Source organism: Pseudomonas sp. NFACC08-1 (assembly GCF_900106735.1).
Lineage (GTDB): Bacteria > Pseudomonadota > Gammaproteobacteria > Pseudomonadales > Pseudomonadaceae > Aquipseudomonas > Aquipseudomonas fluorescens_Q.
The window spans coordinates 84,494-101,368 of sequence record NZ_FNNL01000002.1; the positions used below are offsets into that span (position 1 = coordinate 84,494).

The following is a 16,875-nucleotide window of genomic DNA, read 5'->3' on the forward strand; positions in this document are numbered from 1 at the left end:
TGCGTCTGGACGCCAACGGATTTCTTGGCGTCGAGCGCAAACTCGAGGGTACCGCCTGGTCCGAAAGTCATCCGCTAACGATCACCGGAAACCAGTTGCTCGCTGGAGCGATTCGCAAGGCCGGCGGCTTCAGTTTCCAGGAACTGTGAAGGCTTCGTTTCAATGGGCTTGGCCCTGGAATCAAAAGGCTTCAGGCGGAGTCTCGTTAGCTGGCCTGTCGCATAAAACACGCTATGCATGGCATGTACCCCTTGTGAGTCGTTTCTGCTCAAGTGGAGGCGGACCAGTGCCTCTTTTGGGGTTGGAGCAATCTGCATGCCACGTTGGAACGGGCCCGTCGGAGTGGAGGCATCCGCTACGCTGATCGGAGCTGAGCTTCGATCGCTACCTTATCGATGACCGACCAGACCTCGCGGATCCTGGTGTCCTCGAACGTGTAGAAGACATTTTCGGCGAAGCAGATGCGTGTCCCATTCACCGCAAGGCCCAGGAATTCCCCAGCCGGCCTGCAATTGAACGCCAGGCGAGCCGCCAATTTAGGTGGGTCGATCATCAGAAATTCAATGGCGAAGCGCAAGTCGGGGATAGCCCGATAATCCGCTTCCAGCATGCTTCGATAGCCGTGCAACCCTAATGGTTTCGCGTTGTGAACCACATCCGGGTGCACAAGATGGCCCAGGTTTTCCCAGTCCTGTGCATTCAGGCAGGCGATGTAGTCGCTATAAAAATCGGCAAGGTTCGGGCTCATGGGGCTGATTCTCCTCATCATGTCTGTTCTTGCCTTTGCGATCCTAGGTCCTGTTGTCATGTCTCATCAAGGCAGTGAGCAGAACAGAAAGTCACCGGCGCAGGCACTGACAGTGATCATCACGTCGCTGAATAGGCGCCGGTCGAGTTGGCTTGCGCACTGCAGGCCTTTTTCTCCAAGCGATGAGCGTCGCGACCAGACTGACGAAAAACTAAATTTCACGGGCAACGGCAAAAGACCTGCATGCGCGGGCCTCGTGTTGCCAATTGCATTTATTGCGCAGCTTTTTTCGATCAGATTTGCCACCACCTTCGGGTTGGAAACTACCACCACGTGGGAGGCACCTTTCATTCTGATGAGGCGTCCAGTGTCATTCCAGAACATGCAGTGCTCAAGCTGTTTGACGTTGCCGGAAGCTCACCTCTCCGACCATGCCGATTGTTCACGAATCGTGTTTCATGTCATCACTTGAGGGCTATTGATGGGTTTCACTTTCCATTTGCTTTACCAGTGTAGAAAATAGTACGACTTTTTTACCAATAGCCCGCGCGAAATCGACTTAACACAATAGCGTCCAGTCGTTCGGAAATGTCTTCCGGGCAGAATCTGGAGCTCAACATGTCTTTTTTCGATTCGGTTTTTGATTTTGTTGACAGTGCAGTGGGTGCGGTAAGCGATCTGGCGGTTGCGACGGTCGATACTGTGAGTGACCTGGCCAATTCGGCAGTCGACACGGTGATGGAGAACCCTGGCAAGACGGCGCTGGTATGCCTCGGTACTCTTGCCACGGGTGGTGCCGCCGCGGCCTTTGCGGGCCCCATCGCTGCCGTTATTGGTTCGACGGGGTTGTTGGGCGCAACGGCTTCCGGTACAGCCATCAGCTCGCTCTCAGGGGTTGCGCTGACCAACGCCTCGCTGGCGGCGCTGGGTGGTGGTGCTATCGCTGCGGGAGGCGGGGGCATGGCGGCGGGTGCTACGGTAGTGGCGGCGACCGGAGCTGCAGCGGGTGCAGCGGTAGGCGTCGGTGTGGCGGCGGGTGCCGCAGAGGCAGAGCGGAAAGGGTAGGCGTAAATGGCTCGCATCACCAAGGCACAGAAGGCTGGTCTAGATTTCCTGGATTTGGTTTTCTTTAACGAACTGGTCGTTTACCGAGGCATGGACGCCGAGGAGCGCCGACAGCTTGAAATGGTTATTCAGCGAGTTACGCAGATGGCTGAAAGTCGACACTCGGGTCGTGAGTCCGAGATCATCAAGCATCTAGCGTACTACTTTCTGGAGGTAAGCCTGGCCAACACCACTGAGGAGTTGAGACAGGCTATCCCGGTGGAGGTGCCTCCGCCGGACTTGTCAAAGGAGACGATAGAAGCTGTCGAGCGCCATACGAATGTTTTCCAGATGGCTGTCATGCTTGCGATGACAGAAAAGTCCACGGGCGTTTTGGCTAGTTACGCCTTGGAAATTGCTGACTCCTTGAAGGGTGAATTCGTTTCCTACTCGGCGCTGGTCCGGCGAGATCTGCTTAAACGCTGCTTTGTCCGCGAGTTCAGGGATGTGTCAGTGGGCGTCTATTGCTGGCTAACTGTTGCAGGGGTGCTGCCGGTGACGAAAAACAGTCCGGATCGGATAGGTAGCGAATTTGATGAGAAGTTCATAACACGTCTTACGTTGCTTGCCGACTACGAAATGATTGTGCATGGCTTGAACATGATGATAAGCAAGGACAACTCTATTTGCGTATTTCTTGGAAAGCAGGAGTTCAACTTGAAGGAGGCGACGGTCGATCGTCTTCTAGATATACAACGGCACTTCAATGAGGCCACTACCAAGTCGAGCTTGCGCGGCATCCCACTAATCAATATGCGGGATTTGGCGAGCACGGCGCAGGTCCAGGATTTCTTCGAGCGGTGGGGCACTCGTAAGGTGCGGTTGCGTATGCACACGGGGACGCTGGCCAGTTGGCTGGGCATCCTGGGGGCGGGCATGGTGGAGCTGCAACTGTGGCGCGAATATGATCATGCTGCTCGGAAAAAGTACCCCCATGGCGCCGAGTCCGTTGAGATCGCTGAGTTGAAGGTTCCGGCAATCTTCAATGCGTGTGACAACCAGCACACCATCACCGAATTTGTGAAGGACAAGCTTTCGGAGGACGGTCTCAAAATCAACTCCGACACGCTGTACCGCAATCACTCGATGATGAGAAAGACTATTCTCCGGTTGCTGGGCATGTACTGCAAGCTGACGCGTGACGCTGGGGTTGTCATGTCTCCCATCTACGATGACACGTACTATGGGTCTACTTTCATTAATGCAGACAAGCTGACCCGGTGAAAGCTTCAGCTCTCTTCACGATATACATCAGTCGCAGTCTGCGTCCCGTTCGAGTGTTTTCACGCTTCAGCCCAGTAACTTTGCAGCCCCGTCCAACTGTTCAGGAAAGCGTTGCAACAGGTATTTGCTTTACAGAAGCTCAGATGAACTTGGCAGCACTTGTGAGCAATTAAAATGGCCAGCATTTGTACGACGATCGGGCCTGTCACGACGGTGACGAGGGTGGGGTTCGGAGCTAGAACCCCACGGCGCTTACTCTGGTTTGCGACATCTGGCCCCGAATTGCGGCATGCGTAGAAATTCGATTTCAACGCGCTAGTCGGGAATGTCCTGACAGTTCACCCCCAGCATGCATCGGCAACTCCACTCGAATACAAAGCGCAATCATCAGAGCCGCCAGCAGCATCACTGCGCCTGCGATGATGAAGACGCCCATTACGCCGCTAAAACTGAACACCAACCCACCGAGTGCAGCTCCCGCGGCGATTGACGACTGCACCGCAGCGACGACCATCCCACCTGCGGTTTCGGCTTGATCCGGAACCGCGCGTGCCACCCAATTTGACCAGGAAACCGGCACCCCGCCGAAAGCCAGGCCCCAGAGGACGACGGCGAGTGCCAGTCCCGGCGCCTGCAGAGGAAGCGAGATCATGGCAAGCGCGGCCACGGCTACCAGGGCAGGCATAAGGATCAATGTCAGGCGCAAGCTACGTTCCATCAGCCAACCCGCGACGAGTGTGCCAACGAAATTGGCGGCACCGAAACCCAATAGCATTAAAGCCAGGCCATCGGTGTCGATGGGTACAACGCTTTCAAGTGCGGGACGGATGTAGGTGAACAATGCGTATTGACCTGTGTGGGCAAGCACGCATCCGATCATGCCCATGGCGATGCCTGGACGACGGAGCAATTCCAGCACGGAGGCTGTGCGTGACATTTTCCGAGGCGCCATGCGGGGTAGGGTGAACCATTGGAAGATCAACGTCAGCACGCCGACCGCCGCTGCCGCGTAAAAGGCACTGCGCCAGCCGAAGAGACCGCCCAGGTAGCTACCCAGCGGAACGGAAACCACTGTTCCCACGGCGATGCCGCTGAAGATGATGGACAGCGCCCGGGGCACCCATTTCGCCGGTACCAGTCGCATGGCTACGGCAGCCGCCATGCTCCAGAACCCACCCAGCGCAATGCCAAGCAGCACCCGCATCAACAACAGGACCACCAGACTCGATGACATGGCCACCAATAAGTTGGAGGCAATCATCAGCGCTGAAAAACCGAGCAAAACGGTGCGCCGGTCAAGCGAGCGGGTAAGACCTGGCACCAATAACCCAGCAAACAACGCAACCATGGCGGTGACGGTCACGGCTTGTCCGGCCATCGCTTCGGAGACGCTCAAGTCCGAAGCCATCGGCGTTAGCAAACTCGCCGGAAGGTATTCAGCCGTCAGCAGGCCGAAGACCCCCATGGCCAGGGAGAAAACCGCCGTCCATGCCGGGGTGGCCGGCTCTACTCCAGCAATGCTGCCAGATGCAGCGTCAAGAACATCGCTACTCATCTCAAGAATCCTTGGAAAGTGATTGTGAGACACACTCTAGGGTTGAGCGTCAGGATGATCTATGATGCTAAGTCTTAGTCTTTTGATCGAAACACCTAACATGATTGAATCAGGAAAATTCGCTCTGTCTTCTGAGCTGATTAGCGAACTGCTCACGGGGATGCGACTACGCGGTGTTCAGTACCGCCGTATTCAAACGGGGCCGAGCTTTGGCTTGGGTTTCGAACACAAATCGGCCCATGCCTACTTTCATTATCTGGCGGTGGGTACGGCCATCCTGCGTACAGGCGATGGCGCGATCCGTCACCTAGCGGCAGGCGACGCGGTATTGGTGCCGCAAGGGCATGGGCACCAACTGCTATCCGCCCTGGATGCCACGGTACAGAACATCGACCAACTTGACGCCGCTCCCTTGGGCGAGGCTGTCAGCGGTGTGAACACCTGTCCGAGCACGCTCTCCACGCCCAGTGCGATCCTGTTCTACGGCTGCATGGAGTTCGATCTTGGAGGCATGCGGGGGTTAGGCAAGCTGATGCCGGATGTCATGGTGGCGGACACCGGTGGTCAACGTTATCCAGGGCTTGGAGCGATACTCGATTCAATCAAGCGTGAGATCTGCGCCGGACGCATCGGGTATGCCGGGATCATGGCGCGGCTTGCGGAAGTTGCCGCGTCCTTATTCATACGTGGGTGGGTCGAGTGTGGCTCTGAAAGCGCGCAAGGTCTCATGGCAGCGCTGCGAGATCCCCGCCTGGCACGCTCTATCCTTGCCCTGCATCGCCAACCCGGACGCGAATGGACAGTGGCCGAGCTGGCAGCCGAATCCCACGTATCACGCTCTGTGTTCGCACAGCGATTCCAAGCCACCATTGGCGTGCCTCCATTGCGATACGCCACCGAGTTGCGCATGCGGATCGCCAGCCAATGGCTGACGCAGGGCAACCTGTCGATTGACGCCGTCGCACAACGCTTGGGCTATACCTCACAAGCGGCATTCAGCCGTGCATTCAAGCGTATCAATGGCCAGCCACCAGGGGTCAATCGACAGGCCCGCCGAAGCAGTGAGCCGGTGGAATGAACGGCGCCAGGCAGGTCCGGCCGAACTGCAACGGCATCTACGATGAGCCCGCCAAGATCACGCCTTTGCTGATAAGAAACGATCCAACACATTACGGGTGATGGTCACGGTGGAGTACTCGTCAAGCTTGAGTCCATTTACCCACTCGCAGGACGCAGCAGTCAACACAACACCTTGGCCTTTTTGAAAATGTACGAGCATGCCAGTCCCTCGGCTGTGCTGGCTTACGCTGGCATCACTCATGTCCGGAGCCAGCAGTGACGCCCGAAACCTGGCATCTGCATCGCCCAGCATGAATGAGTACGCATCCTGCGGCCGGCCGTGCTCGGCGATGGTTGCCCAGCCCATGGCAAGGATCTGCAACCCTGGCGGTGCGCCGTCCGTGCCGAGAGGTTCTGGAAGGCCGTCGATGAAGGTGTAGTCCAAGCCATCTACCTCGTACCCGAAAATGTTGGCCGCATCGCCGAAAAGATCAGCGTAACCCAGCCCGGTATCGGCGAATGCCCAATGCTGTGGCCTGAACACGGTAAAGCCCCTCGGGCCGCGCGGGGCCATGCCCCCAAAGCTACCGTAAATCCCGCGCAGTGCATTGACGCCAAAGGTGCTGGCCCCAGGCCGACCCACTCGTGGATCCTCCCAGGCGCTCGTGAGCGTGATGTCATTACGTGCCGCAACGGGATCCAGCTCAGAGGCGTCGTATTTGTAGGCCACTTGACGTTCGCCGCGATTCTCCAGGCGAATCTGCCACATGAAGTTACCGGCGAAGCGCGCAACATTTCCCCCTGCTTCAACAAATGTCTCGACGTTGTCGCGCATTTCACGCGTCCAGTACTCATCGTGACCGACAAAGACCGCGCAGGCGTACCCGTCCAACGCCTCGGGGTCGTGATGCAGATCATCCTGAGTCAGGATGTCGACCGTATAGCCCTGTTCTTCGGCCCAAACTACGAACAGACGTTCATAGGATGCCCAGCCGGCCAGGGCGTAGTACTTGCTGAAGCCGTACAGAGAGGCCCACTCGATGAATTCATAGCGCGCCGGCCCCGGTTTGCTGGGCCTCGAAGCATTGATCGAGCGCGGTGCGTCTTCAGGTAGCCAGACTTGCCCGCGAGCCCAAGGGCGTTGCGCTGACAATACAGGCGAGCGGCCGCGGGGTGTGCCGGGATGGATGCCGAAGTAATGGTTGGCACCCCCCCAGTCGTTGTAGGCGGCCCAAGTGGAGGTCGCAGCGACCAGCACCAGTGCGTCGGGGCATTTGCGCATCGCCCTTACGATGAACAGGTGATGGCCGAGCACGGCATCGGCACCGTCCCGCATTTCCACCACATAGGCACCTGGCTTGGCGTCCACGGGTATTGGCCATAGCGCGAACACTGGCCATTGGCAGCCGACCTCGTAGACGCGTTCGGGCAATGGATGGAAGCTTGCCGCGAGGGGGGCGGTTTGGTGAACGGTATGAGGCAGCGCGCCGTCACGATAGATTTTCAACGTAACCCAGGGGCTGTTCGAGGACAGGTGCAGGTTGACTGTTTCGCCTGGGCTGTAGGCGCGGCGATCGGAATAGCACCATGCGGCTGCCGAGTCTTTCTCACTGGGAACCTCAACCCAGATCTCCCGCGCGCCCTGGCGTGGGCCTGAGGTCACGGCGGCGGTTAAATCCGCACCGGGTCGTTCGCCGCGAGCGGCCGTTCGCTTGGAATCATTGGCGTTCATAAAGTGCCCTTATGCATGGGGTTGGTTCTTCTAGAGCGCCGCTGAGCCGGCGCCAGGTGCCCGGATTTCAGCGAGATCGATCCCTGCGGTTTCTTCGATGAAATATCCTGCCGCGATCGTGATCAGGCCCAGGCTTATCAGGTAGCCGATGTACAGATACTCAAGGTCGACGCCAACGAGATAGCTATGCAGATAGGGAGCGGTGCCGCCGAAAATGGCTACCGAAACAGATGAGACAAACCCGACACTTTGTGCACGCGCTTGGGTCGGCACTTGTTCCGAAAGCACGGCGGGAAAGATCGCTGCAATCGAAGCCCAGGCGAGCAGCGCCAGCGTTTGTGCAAGAAACAAGGTGTAAGGTTCGGTGGTGACGATGATGGAGATGGGGTAGGTCAGCACGACCACCCCAATCCCCCAGGTGATCACCATGGGTTTGCGACCCACCCGATCAGAGAGCATTCCGCAAACCGGCAACCAGCATACGCAGATGACTTGGGCGAGCAGGCTGGCGATGTAGGCGCCGGTCGCATCCATGCCTTGGGCGATGGCCGAGGCAGCACCAAAAGTCACCCAGGCGTAATAGGTCACGTTAGCGGCCGCAGCCAGCATCACGATGTTGCGTGTCATCCGCAGGACTTCACCCTTGGATAACCTGCGGGGTGGCTGGGCCTGCTGTCGTTGCTGCTCGAATACATGCGACTCCTGGGCGCTGCGGCGCAGGAACAGCGCATAAACACCCAGTACGCCGCCGATGGCGAAGCCGATACGCCAGCCATAGTCTCCCATGGCCTGGGCACCCAGCAGCCAGGTCAGGGCGGCGGCGACTGCCGTCGCGCCCATGACGCCCAACGTGACGCCTACGTACACCGAACTTGACCACAAACCACGGTGCTTGGCAGGGGCAATCTCCGCGACATAAGTGTAGGAAACGCCCGTTTCACCCCCATGGGCAAGGCCTTGTATGAGTCTAAAGACGAGCAGGGCCGACGAAGCGTAGAGGCCAATGTCCTGATAGTTCGGAATGAGGGCGATACCCAGGCTACTGGCCGCCAGCAGCATCATGGTGATGACCATGATGGCCCGGCGTCCAAGGACATCGCTGAGGCGTCCAAAGAAAAAACCGCCCAGAGGTCGGGCTATGAATCCAGCCGCGAACACTGCAAGAGTGGCGAGCATCGCGGAGCGGGGGTCGGTCTTGTCGAACAGATTGCGGGCCAGGTAAACAGAGAAAGTTGCATAGAGCGTCCAGTCGAACCACTCAAGGGCATTTCCCACGGCGGCCGCGCGCAAAGATCCAAGGCGTCCTTGATGGGACGTCGAATTATTCATGTCATTCTCCAATGATGGATATCGGCGCAGAGGGGAGGGGCTGCATCAGGGAGGCAGCACATCGTCAAATCCCATGACCTGTAGCGGAACGTCTATCGCACGCTTGACGAGGCGATCAATCCCGCCGACATGGGAGACGTGGCTCCGCATCCGCTGCGCAGGGATAAAAGGGGTTGCAGTGGAATCGCACACGACCAAGCATCCCTTGGACGCGTTGTTGTTCAATTCGAACCGGAGTCTATGCGGGTGAATCCTGGCTATCTATGATCCTTCGTCTCGATGTTTTGTCCGAAACCCCGCTGCTGGTTTTGCAGCCGATTGTTCTTTGCAGGCTTTCTCCTGATTCGATGCAACGAATGTCGTGTGGTGGCCTCCTATGAAAACGAGCGGCGCTTCGGTTGGAGAGGGGCGACTGCGGTTTTTTCCATGACGGAGGTGATTGTGTCCATGACGGCAGCCGAGAAAAATCATGTCGACTGGCTGGTCGAACAATCGATGCTCAATACTGCGAGGAAGCGCGCCAAGCTCTACTCGGGCCAGGGCCGAATGTGGCAGCAGCCCTATGCGCATACTCGGCCTCGCGATGCCTCGGCATTGGCTTCGGTGTGGTTCACCGCGTACCCGGCCTCCATCGTTATCGGCGAAAATGGCACTGTGCTTGAAGCGCTGGGGGATGAAACCTTATGGCATGCGCTGTCGAGAATCGGTATCCAGGGCATCCACAATGGCCCTTTGAAAAGGTCCGGTGGCCTTTCGGGCACTGACTACACACCTACGATTGACGGCAATTTTGACCGCATCAGTTTCGAACTCGACCCGCAATTGGGCACCGAGGCGCAGTTGCAAGCATTGACCCGAATGGCCGCCGCGCACAATGCGGTCGTCATCGAAGATGTCATCCCGTCTCATACCGGCAAAGGCGCGGATTTTCGTTTGGCCGAGATGGCGTATGAAGATTACCCAGGGCTCTACCACATGGTGGAAATCCGCGAGGAAGATTGGCCGCTGCTGCCCGACATTGCCGAGGGGCGCGATGCGCAGAACCTCACCCCGCAGCAGGTCGACATCCTGCGGGACAAGCACTACATCGTCGGACAGTTGCAACGGGTGATCTTCTTCGAACCAGGGGTCAAGGAAACCGATTGGAGTGCGACACCGGTGGTGATGGGCGTTGACGGTAAGCCGCGTCGTTGGGTCTACCTGCATTACTTCAAGGAAGGGCAACCTTCGCTGAACTGGCTGGACCCGACCTTTGCCGCTCAGCAGATGGTCATTGGGGACGCGCTGCATGCCATCGATGTCTCGGGGGCGAAAATCCTGCGTCTGGACGCCAACGGATTTCTTGGCGTCGAGCGCAAACTCGAGGGTACCGCCTGGTCCGAAAGCCATCCGCTATCGATCACCGGAAACCAGTTGCTCGCTGGAGCGATTCGCAAGGCCGGCGGCTTCAGTTTCCAGGAACTGAACCTGACCGTGGACGATATCGCCGCCATGTCCCACGGCGGGGCGGATCTCTCCTACGACTTCATCACTCGGCCCGCCTACCAGCACGCCTTGCTGATGGGCGATGCCGAATTCCTGCGCTTGATGCTGCGGCAGATGCACACCCTTGGCATCGATCCGGGCTCGCTGATCCATGCGTTGCAGAATCATGATGAGTTGACCCTGGAGTTGGTGCACTTCTGGACCCTGCACGCCCACGATACTTACCTCTATCAGGGCCAGACCTTTCCCGGCAGCATCCTGCGCGAGCACATCCGCGAGCAGATGTACGAGCGCCTCACTGGAGAGCATGCGCCCTACAATCTGAAATTCGTCACCAACGGCGTGTCCTGCACCACCGCGAGCATCATCACGGCGGCGTTGGGGATTCGCGATCTCGAGGCCATTACGACGGCGGATATCCAGCAGATTCGCCAGGTTCATCTGCTGTTGGTGATGTACAACGCCATGCAACCTGGCGTGTTCGCATTGTCTGGCTGGGACCTGGTCGGCGCGTTGCCATTGCCGGCCGAACAGGTCGAGCATCTGATGGGCGACGGCGACACACGCTGGATTCATCGCGGTGCCTACGATCTGGTGGACCTCAACCCTGACGCGGCATTGTCGGCCGGCCAGATGCCGCGTCCGAAGACCCTGTACGGCAGCTTGCCAAGCCAGTTGAAAGATCCGGATTCGTTCGTCTCGCAGTTGCGCAAGATCCTCGCTGCGCGCCGTGCCTATGACATCGCCGCCAGTCGCCAGATACTGATTCCGGACGTCGAGCATCCGGGGCTGCTGATCATGGTTCACGAATTGCCGGCTGGCAAAGGTACGCAAATCACCGCGCTGAACTTCGGTTCGACCCCGATCACTGAAACCCTGCACCTGCCCAATATCGCACCGGGGCCGGTGGTCGACATCATCAATGAGCGGGTCGAAGGTGACCTGACGCCTGAGGGCGAATTCACCATTACGCTGGATGCGTTCGAGGGGTTGGCGCTGCGGGTGGTGAGCAGCTCACCGATGATCTAGGGCTCGGGAGGTCGAGGTGGTTGATCGCTCAACCACCTCATGGGGTTTCAAACGCTAGAGGCACTCTTGTTCAATGCCGCGCCGGTTTTGCGCGCATCACGTTGTTGTTGGGGCGTGACGACTTTGGGTGCGCGCATCAACAGTGGGCCAAAGGTCGCCAGGATAGCGAGCATGATCAGCGGGAAAAACATCAGCTTGCTCAAGCCGAAGTTGCTGACGATGACGGTGATGACGGCGGGGCCCATAAGCATTCCGGAGAAGCCGATGCAATTGACGATGCCGATGTTGCGGCCTGCATGTTTCGGGTCCCTGCGCCCCGCGGCGGAGATCATCAGGGGCGCGATGCAAGACAGGCCGAGGCCGAACAATGCGAAACCGACGATGCCGGTCAAGGCGGTGCCGCCAACGAGGGTGATGATCATGCCAAGGACGCACACTGCGCCGCATCCGAACACCACCCGTGCATTCCCAAACGCCGCGGCCAATCGATCACCGAACAGCCGTCCGACGAACGCCGCGCCGACAAAGATGGAGACTGCCATGCCGGCCATTGAGGTGCTCGTCGAGAGCTCACGACGAATGTACTCCTGACCCCAGTCGGCAATCGCATTTTCCCCCATCATGCTGCCCAGCAGCAGGACGCCCAGGCCAATCATCACCAGCAGCGTTTTGGTCGATGGTCGCTTGCCGGCCTCGTCAGGCAGGTGTGCGCTGGCTTGCCAATCGCTGGTTGACGGCAGCGGGACGTCATTTTTGCCGAGCAACCATCGACTGAAAAAACAGCCCACGATGAACAGCGCCACGCCGAGCACGGTGTAGGGCACTTGCACGCTGTCGGTGTAGATGCCGGTCAACCAGCTGCACACCATCCCCAACAGAAAGCCGCCCAGCGAATAGAACGCGTGGAAGCCAGACATGATTGAGCGCTGGTAGAAGCGTTCGACTTGAACGCCATGGGCATTCAGGGCGGTGTCCAGTGCGCCGCGCAGGAGCCCAAGGACCACGCCGAAGCACAGCGCGAACCAGAAGCCGCTGACGAACCCCAGCGGGATGATGGAGAGCGGATAGGCGAGTGCGCACACCGTAATCACCGGCTTTGCACCAAAGTTATCCAGGAAGCGGCCCACCCATAACGCGCCTGCCGCGGAACCCACACCGATCCCGAGTGCAATCAAGCCGAAGTTCGAATCCCCCGACTCGCCGGTAAAACCCAGCTGCGCCCTGAAAACGCTTACGCCTGTCGACCAGATGTACATCATGGCGCCGATCATCATGAAACCCAGGAACGTCGCGATGCGTGCCTTGCGTATATGGCTGGGTATGGGTGTTCTTTGAAGGTTGTTCATCAGGCTGCGCCGTCCCTTTTGTTTTTGTGAGGGTGTTCGTCTGTATGAAAACGAGTGTTTATGAGTTATACGTATAACTCGTCTAAAAATAACATCGCCAGCCCACAGCTTGTCAATCAATTTACGATCCGTGGCTAGTCATCTTTGGCATCTGCTCCAACTTTGTGCAGGGTGAAGCCGCATTGCTTTGTGTCGGCGCATTGGCTAACCGATTATTTTAGGTTATACGTATAACTTTCATGCCTGAACGGAGAGGTTTGCGTGTCGTCTCAAGAATGGGAAATGCCTTGCGCCACCCCGGATATGGCGGTTTATCGGCTGACGTTCCTCATGTCGGGCCTGTGCATGGGCGCCTGGGCGCCGCTGGTTCCCTATGCTCGCACTCGGGCCGGAGTCGATGACGGTGCGTTGGGTTTGCTGTTGCTTTGCCTTGGCCTGGGCTCACTGGTGATGATGCCGCTTGCCGGTGTCCTGAACGCGAGGAAGGGCTGCCGCTTTACCATGCACATCGGCATCGCATTGGTATTGCTGACGTTGCCGATGCTGGCGACGACTCATTCGTTCGCCGGCTTGATGGTCGCCTTGACCGTGTTCGGCGCTGGGTGTGGCGCGGTGGATGTGACGATGAACGTTCAAGGGGTGATGGTCGAGCGTGCCACCGGCCGATCGTTGATGTCCGGTTTCCATGGCTTGTTCAGCCTGGGTACGATTGTCAGTGCCGCAGGCATGACCGCACTGTTATGGCTCGGCGCTACGCCATTGCTGGCGAGCAGCGCGGTGATGGCGGCACTGGTCGCATTTGTCCTGACTGCCGGCCGTCAGATGCTGGGACGAAGCGGTGAGGAGGGTAGTCCGATATTTGTCAGGCCTGACCGCAAGGTTTTGCTGCTGGGCACACTCTGCCTGCTCGCCTTTCTCGCTGAAGGGGCGATTCTCGACTGGAGCGCGGTCTTTCTCACCGAGGAACGCGGGGTTGAGCACTCCATTGCCGGTCTGGGGTACGCAACGTTTGCGGTGATGATGGCCTTGGGGCGCCTGAACGGTGACCGGATTGTGCTGAAGCTGGGCTCGCGGGTAGCGCTCATCGGCGGTGGTTTGATCGTCGTCCTGGGCTTTTTGATGGTCGTACTGATCACAAACTGGTGGTTGAACCTGGTGGGGTTCGCGGTCATCGGTGCCGGCTTGGCAAACATTGCCCCGGTCTATCTGTCACTGGCCGGCGCGCAACGGGCCATGCCCGGCGAGTTGGCCATCGCCGCGGCAACCAGCCTTGGCTACCTCGGTATCCTGATGGGCCCTGCGGTCATCGGTTTTGTCGCGCACTCCACCAGCCTGTCCGTCGCACTGCTCGCTGTTGCCTCATCCATGATTGCGGTGATGATCAGTGCGACTCGACTGATACCGAAGGTTTGCGCTCAACGGTTACACTGAGCTCATGTTTTCATAACCTCCCATGAGGTTTTCAAAAAAATCGGGAAGCAAGCGATGGCATCCGTTTCAATGAAAGATGTAGCACTGGCGGCGGGGGTGTCTCAGCCTGCGGTGTCCTACGCCTACAATCGTCCCTCCAAACTGTCGCAAGCGCAGCGCGAGCATATCCTCGAGGTCGCGGCGTCCCTGGGCTATCCGGGGCCGAACGTGCTGGGACGAAGCCTGCGCTCGGGCAAGATCGGTGCGATCGGGTTGATGATGATGGACAAATTGTCCCTGGCGTTCGCCGACCCGTGCACCATTGCCCTGTTGCGTGGGATCAGTGAAGTCGGCGAGTTGGAAAATGTCGCACTGACGCTGTTTCCCCTGAATAACAACCGGCTCGTCGGCCGGGCCCAGGCAGAGAGTCACGGCAGCCTTGCCTTGCGCGGCCTGGTGGATGGTCTGATCATTTCGACACTGCCGGACGATCACCCGGCGGTATTGGCGGTGGTGAAACAGAACATTCCGTTCGTGGTGATCGATTCGCCGCTGGTGGAAGATTCTTTCTTCGTCGGGATCGACGATCGAGGCGCCGCCCAGACTCAGATGCAACATCTGCTGGACCTGGGGCATCGCAAGATCGGCATCATCATCGACCGGCTCAATCCTGACGGTTATCGCGGGCCGATTGGCCAGCAACGCTTCAAGAGTGCCAGTGAGCGCATCGTCAGGGAGCGTCTGACCGGGTATGTGGAAGCGGCGGGCAGGGCCGGCCTGGCATTTGAGGACCTGAGCATCATCGAAGCCGGTGGGCTGGATTCCACGTCCGGGCAAGCGGCAGCGTTTACGCTGTTGACCTCCAACGATGTCACGGCGGTCGTGGCTTGCTCGGATGTCATGGCCATCGCTTGCATGAAAACCGCACATGCGCTCAACCGTAAAGTCCCGCAAGCGCTTTCCGTGATCGGCTTTGATGATATTCCCGAGGCTGTTCAGCTTGGCTTGACCACCATTGGCCAGCCGATGGTGGAGAAGGGGCTGTATGCCGCACGGATGTTGACAGAGCAGCTGAATGCTCCGGCAGGCTCGCGACTCGAACCGGAACGGAAGATCTTTTCCACGAAACTCATCGTGCGGACTTCGACGCAGCAGGTACAGCCGACCGATGCTTGAGAGGTTGCGCCAAGGCCGCAGTGTGGAAATACCCTGCGGCTGTTTTCAGGTGGGTTTGCCGGTCAACCCGGCAGGCACTTGAAACTGGCTGCAACCCGCAGGGCATTGGCAGCGATGGTCAGCGCCGGATTGACCGCAGCCGAAGAGGGGAAGAATGAGCTGTCGACCACCCAGACGTTGTCCAGGTCATGCAGCTTGCAGTTCACATCCAGTACGCTTGAAGCGGGATCCTTGCCCATGACGGCGGTACCGCATTGGTGCGAGTTGGTGGCGATGCCCATCCGTGCCCTGAGAATCAAGGGATAACCTGCCTGACGCATGACTTTACTGGTTTTGCTTACCAGGCCTTCATGGGCTTTGAGGTTGTTCGGCGTCCAGAGCACTTTGATTGCATCCCGTTGCCTGTCGTAAATGACCCGGTTGTCCTGTGTCGGTAGATCTTCCGAGGTCAGGTACAAGTCGACGCTATGGTCCGTAATGTAGCGCGAGGCGAATTTTGGAAGCCATGGGCGCATGGCGCTGATCATCGGCTCGCGGATCTTCCCCAGCATCTGCACATTGCCAAGCGGATACGGATTTTGCGGACTGGCGCGGTACCAGTCGTTGAGGGCAAGGGTCTTTTGAAAGGTCACCTTGTTTTTGCGCCGCGGGTCTACTGCGAGCATGAACGTGCTGTTATGCACCATGTAGTTGCGACCCACTTGCCCCGAGCTATTGCCCAAGCCCTCAGGGTGATGCTCGTTCGCTGATTTGAGCAACAGGGCGGCGGTGTTCACCGCTCCGCACGCCAGGACGAATCGTTTCGCACGAAGTGTCACGTCGCGGCCAGCGCTGAGCCCATGGGCCTCTGTCACCGTCCGACCGTCCGCGCCTGTTCTCAGTTGTTTGATCAGGGTACGGGTCAACAACTTGATGTTCGGGCTGCGCAGGGCCGGCCTCAAGGCGCTGACTTCAGCATCGGCCTTGGCGTCCACGAGGCAAGGATATCCATCGCAGGTCGAACACAATACACAATCACCGCCGTCGCCATAATCCACGGCCGCAGGCATCACGAACGGCTTGAGCCCTGAACGGCGCATGCTCTGCTCCAGTGGCACCAGCGCCGGGTCATGTTTGAGCGCAGGCTGGGGAAAAGGGCCCGAGCGCCAGGGGTCGCTGGGATCCGAGCCCGCCGAGCCGTGAACCCGATAGAGTTTTTCGGCTTCGGCGTACCAGGGTTCCAGGTCGGCGTAACGGATGGGCCATGCCGGGGACACGCCTTCGGCATGCTGAATTTCGGCAAAATCCTCTTCACGGAACCGGGGCAGCATGGCGCCATAGAATTTGGTGTTGCCACCGACGTAATAAAAGACCCCGGGGGAAAAGGGTTGGTTGGATTTATCCAGCCACTGCTCGGCATTGCGATAGCGGCCTTCGGCGAACACCGATTCGGCGCTCCAGTTCTGTATTTCACGGGGCAGGAAATCTCCCCGTTCGACGATAACGATGTCCAGCCCGCTATCGCGCAGGGCATGGGCAAAGGTCGAACCGCCCATGCCCGAGCCAATGATCACTACGTCACAGTTGATATTGCCATCTGCATCAGGTGTCACCACGTCGAGGGCGCGCTGATGGCGCGGCGCCCCCGGTTGTGGATTCAGCTTTGCATGATGCGAAATCAATGCATCACTCATTTAAG

General features: G+C 58.5%; 13 protein-coding genes. 7 read left to right on the forward strand and 6 right to left on the reverse strand.

Annotated elements, in window-relative coordinates:
* Positions 1-355: 355 nt before the first annotated feature.
* Positions 356-748, reverse strand: a complete 393-nt coding sequence (locus tag BLU76_RS04215) for an ester cyclase (RefSeq protein ID WP_092148027.1) — start codon at positions 746-748, stop codon at positions 356-358.
* Here BLU76_RS04215 and BLU76_RS04220 point away from each other — a divergent pair.
* The 3 genes from BLU76_RS04220 to BLU76_RS04230 all read left to right on the forward strand — a co-directional run bounded on the left by BLU76_RS04220 (position 747) and on the right by BLU76_RS04230 (position 3,076).
* A complete protein-coding gene (locus BLU76_RS04220; protein WP_092148024.1) occupies positions 747-1,220 on the forward strand; it encodes a hypothetical protein in 474 nt (157 codons plus the stop codon). The genes BLU76_RS04215 and BLU76_RS04220 overlap by 2 nt on opposite strands.
* Before the next feature lie 146 nt (positions 1,221-1,366).
* Positions 1,367-1,813, forward strand: coding sequence for a hypothetical protein (locus BLU76_RS04225; RefSeq protein ID WP_092148021.1), 447 nt, complete (start codon positions 1,367-1,369; stop codon positions 1,811-1,813).
* A gap of 6 nt (positions 1,814-1,819) precedes the next feature.
* Complete coding sequence (locus BLU76_RS04230; protein ID WP_092148018.1) at positions 1,820-3,076, forward strand: hypothetical protein; 1,257 nt, start codon at positions 1,820-1,822, stop codon at positions 3,074-3,076.
* 307 nt (positions 3,077-3,383) lie between these two features.
* Here the strand turns inward: BLU76_RS04230 and BLU76_RS04235 are convergent, their stop codons facing one another.
* Positions 3,384-4,631, reverse strand: coding sequence for an MFS transporter (locus tag BLU76_RS04235; RefSeq protein WP_092148015.1), 1,248 nt, complete (start codon positions 4,629-4,631; stop codon positions 3,384-3,386).
* A 64-nt stretch (positions 4,632-4,695) separates the two neighbouring features.
* Between BLU76_RS04235 and BLU76_RS04240 the strand changes: the two genes are divergently transcribed.
* A complete protein-coding gene (locus BLU76_RS04240) occupies positions 4,696-5,709 on the forward strand; it encodes an AraC family transcriptional regulator (protein WP_256572655.1) in 1,014 nt (337 codons plus the stop codon).
* A 57-nt stretch (positions 5,710-5,766) separates the two neighbouring features.
* Here the strand turns inward: BLU76_RS04240 and BLU76_RS04245 are convergent, their stop codons facing one another.
* Together BLU76_RS04245 and BLU76_RS04250 are read right to left on the reverse strand one after the other, a co-directional pair.
* Positions 5,767-7,422 (reverse strand): N,N-dimethylformamidase beta subunit family domain-containing protein, encoded by a 1,656-nt coding sequence (locus tag BLU76_RS04245; protein ID WP_092148009.1) that lies wholly within the window; start codon positions 7,420-7,422, stop codon positions 5,767-5,769.
* Between the two features lie 30 nt (positions 7,423-7,452).
* Complete coding sequence (locus BLU76_RS04250) at positions 7,453-8,751, reverse strand: MFS transporter (RefSeq protein WP_092148006.1); 1,299 nt, start codon at positions 8,749-8,751, stop codon at positions 7,453-7,455.
* A gap of 447 nt (positions 8,752-9,198) precedes the next feature.
* Here BLU76_RS04250 and treS point away from each other — a divergent pair, with 447 nt between their 5' ends.
* On the forward strand, positions 9,199-11,265 hold the full coding sequence (treS, locus tag BLU76_RS04255) for a maltose alpha-D-glucosyltransferase (RefSeq protein ID WP_092148183.1): 2,067 nt from the start codon (positions 9,199-9,201) through the stop codon (positions 11,263-11,265).
* Positions 11,266-11,312: 47 nt separating this feature from the next.
* On the opposite strand, the gene BLU76_RS04260 is transcribed toward treS, so the two are convergent.
* Positions 11,313-12,611 carry an MFS transporter gene (locus tag BLU76_RS04260; protein WP_092148003.1) on the reverse strand — a complete coding sequence of 433 codons (1,299 nt, stop codon included), beginning with the start codon at positions 12,609-12,611 and terminating at the stop codon, positions 11,313-11,315.
* Between the two features lie 303 nt (positions 12,612-12,914).
* On the opposite strand from BLU76_RS04260, the gene BLU76_RS04265 reads away from it, so the two are divergent.
* Both BLU76_RS04265 and BLU76_RS04270 read left to right on the forward strand, forming a co-directional pair.
* Complete coding sequence (locus BLU76_RS04265; protein ID WP_256572656.1) at positions 12,915-14,042, forward strand: MFS transporter; 1,128 nt, start codon at positions 12,915-12,917, stop codon at positions 14,040-14,042.
* 54 nt (positions 14,043-14,096) lie between these two features.
* On the forward strand, positions 14,097-15,197 hold the full coding sequence (locus tag BLU76_RS04270) for a LacI family DNA-binding transcriptional regulator (RefSeq protein ID WP_092147996.1): 1,101 nt from the start codon (positions 14,097-14,099) through the stop codon (positions 15,195-15,197).
* Between the two features lie 62 nt (positions 15,198-15,259).
* Here the strand turns inward: BLU76_RS04270 and BLU76_RS04275 are convergent, their stop codons facing one another.
* Positions 15,260-16,870 carry a GMC oxidoreductase gene (locus BLU76_RS04275; RefSeq protein WP_092147993.1) on the reverse strand — a complete coding sequence of 537 codons (1,611 nt, stop codon included), beginning with the start codon at positions 16,868-16,870 and terminating at the stop codon, positions 15,260-15,262.
* Positions 16,871-16,875: the final 5 nt, after the last annotated feature.

Coding starts and splice junctions, on each gene's coding strand:
- BLU76_RS04220 (WP_092148024.1), top strand. CDS start 747: ATGGGGCTGATTCTCCTCATCATGTCTGTTCTTGCCTTTGCGATCCTA.
- BLU76_RS04215 (WP_092148027.1), bottom strand. CDS start 748: ATGAGCCCGAACCTTGCCGATTTTTATAGCGACTACATCGCCTGCCTG.
- BLU76_RS04225 (WP_092148021.1), top strand. CDS start 1,367: ATGTCTTTTTTCGATTCGGTTTTTGATTTTGTTGACAGTGCAGTGGGT.
- BLU76_RS04230 (WP_092148018.1), top strand. CDS start 1,820: ATGGCTCGCATCACCAAGGCACAGAAGGCTGGTCTAGATTTCCTGGAT.
- BLU76_RS04235 (WP_092148015.1), bottom strand. CDS start 4,631: ATGAGTAGCGATGTTCTTGACGCTGCATCTGGCAGCATTGCTGGAGTA.
- BLU76_RS04240 (WP_256572655.1), top strand. CDS start 4,696: ATGCTAAGTCTTAGTCTTTTGATCGAAACACCTAACATGATTGAATCA.
- BLU76_RS04245 (WP_092148009.1), bottom strand. CDS start 7,422: ATGAACGCCAATGATTCCAAGCGAACGGCCGCTCGCGGCGAACGACCC.
- BLU76_RS04250 (WP_092148006.1), bottom strand. CDS start 8,751: ATGAATAATTCGACGTCCCATCAAGGACGCCTTGGATCTTTGCGCGCG.
- treS (WP_092148183.1), top strand. CDS start 9,199: ATGACGGCAGCCGAGAAAAATCATGTCGACTGGCTGGTCGAACAATCG.
- BLU76_RS04260 (WP_092148003.1), bottom strand. CDS start 12,611: ATGAACAACCTTCAAAGAACACCCATACCCAGCCATATACGCAAGGCA.
- BLU76_RS04265 (WP_256572656.1), top strand. CDS start 12,915: ATGGCGGTTTATCGGCTGACGTTCCTCATGTCGGGCCTGTGCATGGGC.
- BLU76_RS04270 (WP_092147996.1), top strand. CDS start 14,097: ATGGCATCCGTTTCAATGAAAGATGTAGCACTGGCGGCGGGGGTGTCT.
- BLU76_RS04275 (WP_092147993.1), bottom strand. CDS start 16,870: ATGAGTGATGCATTGATTTCGCATCATGCAAAGCTGAATCCACAACCG.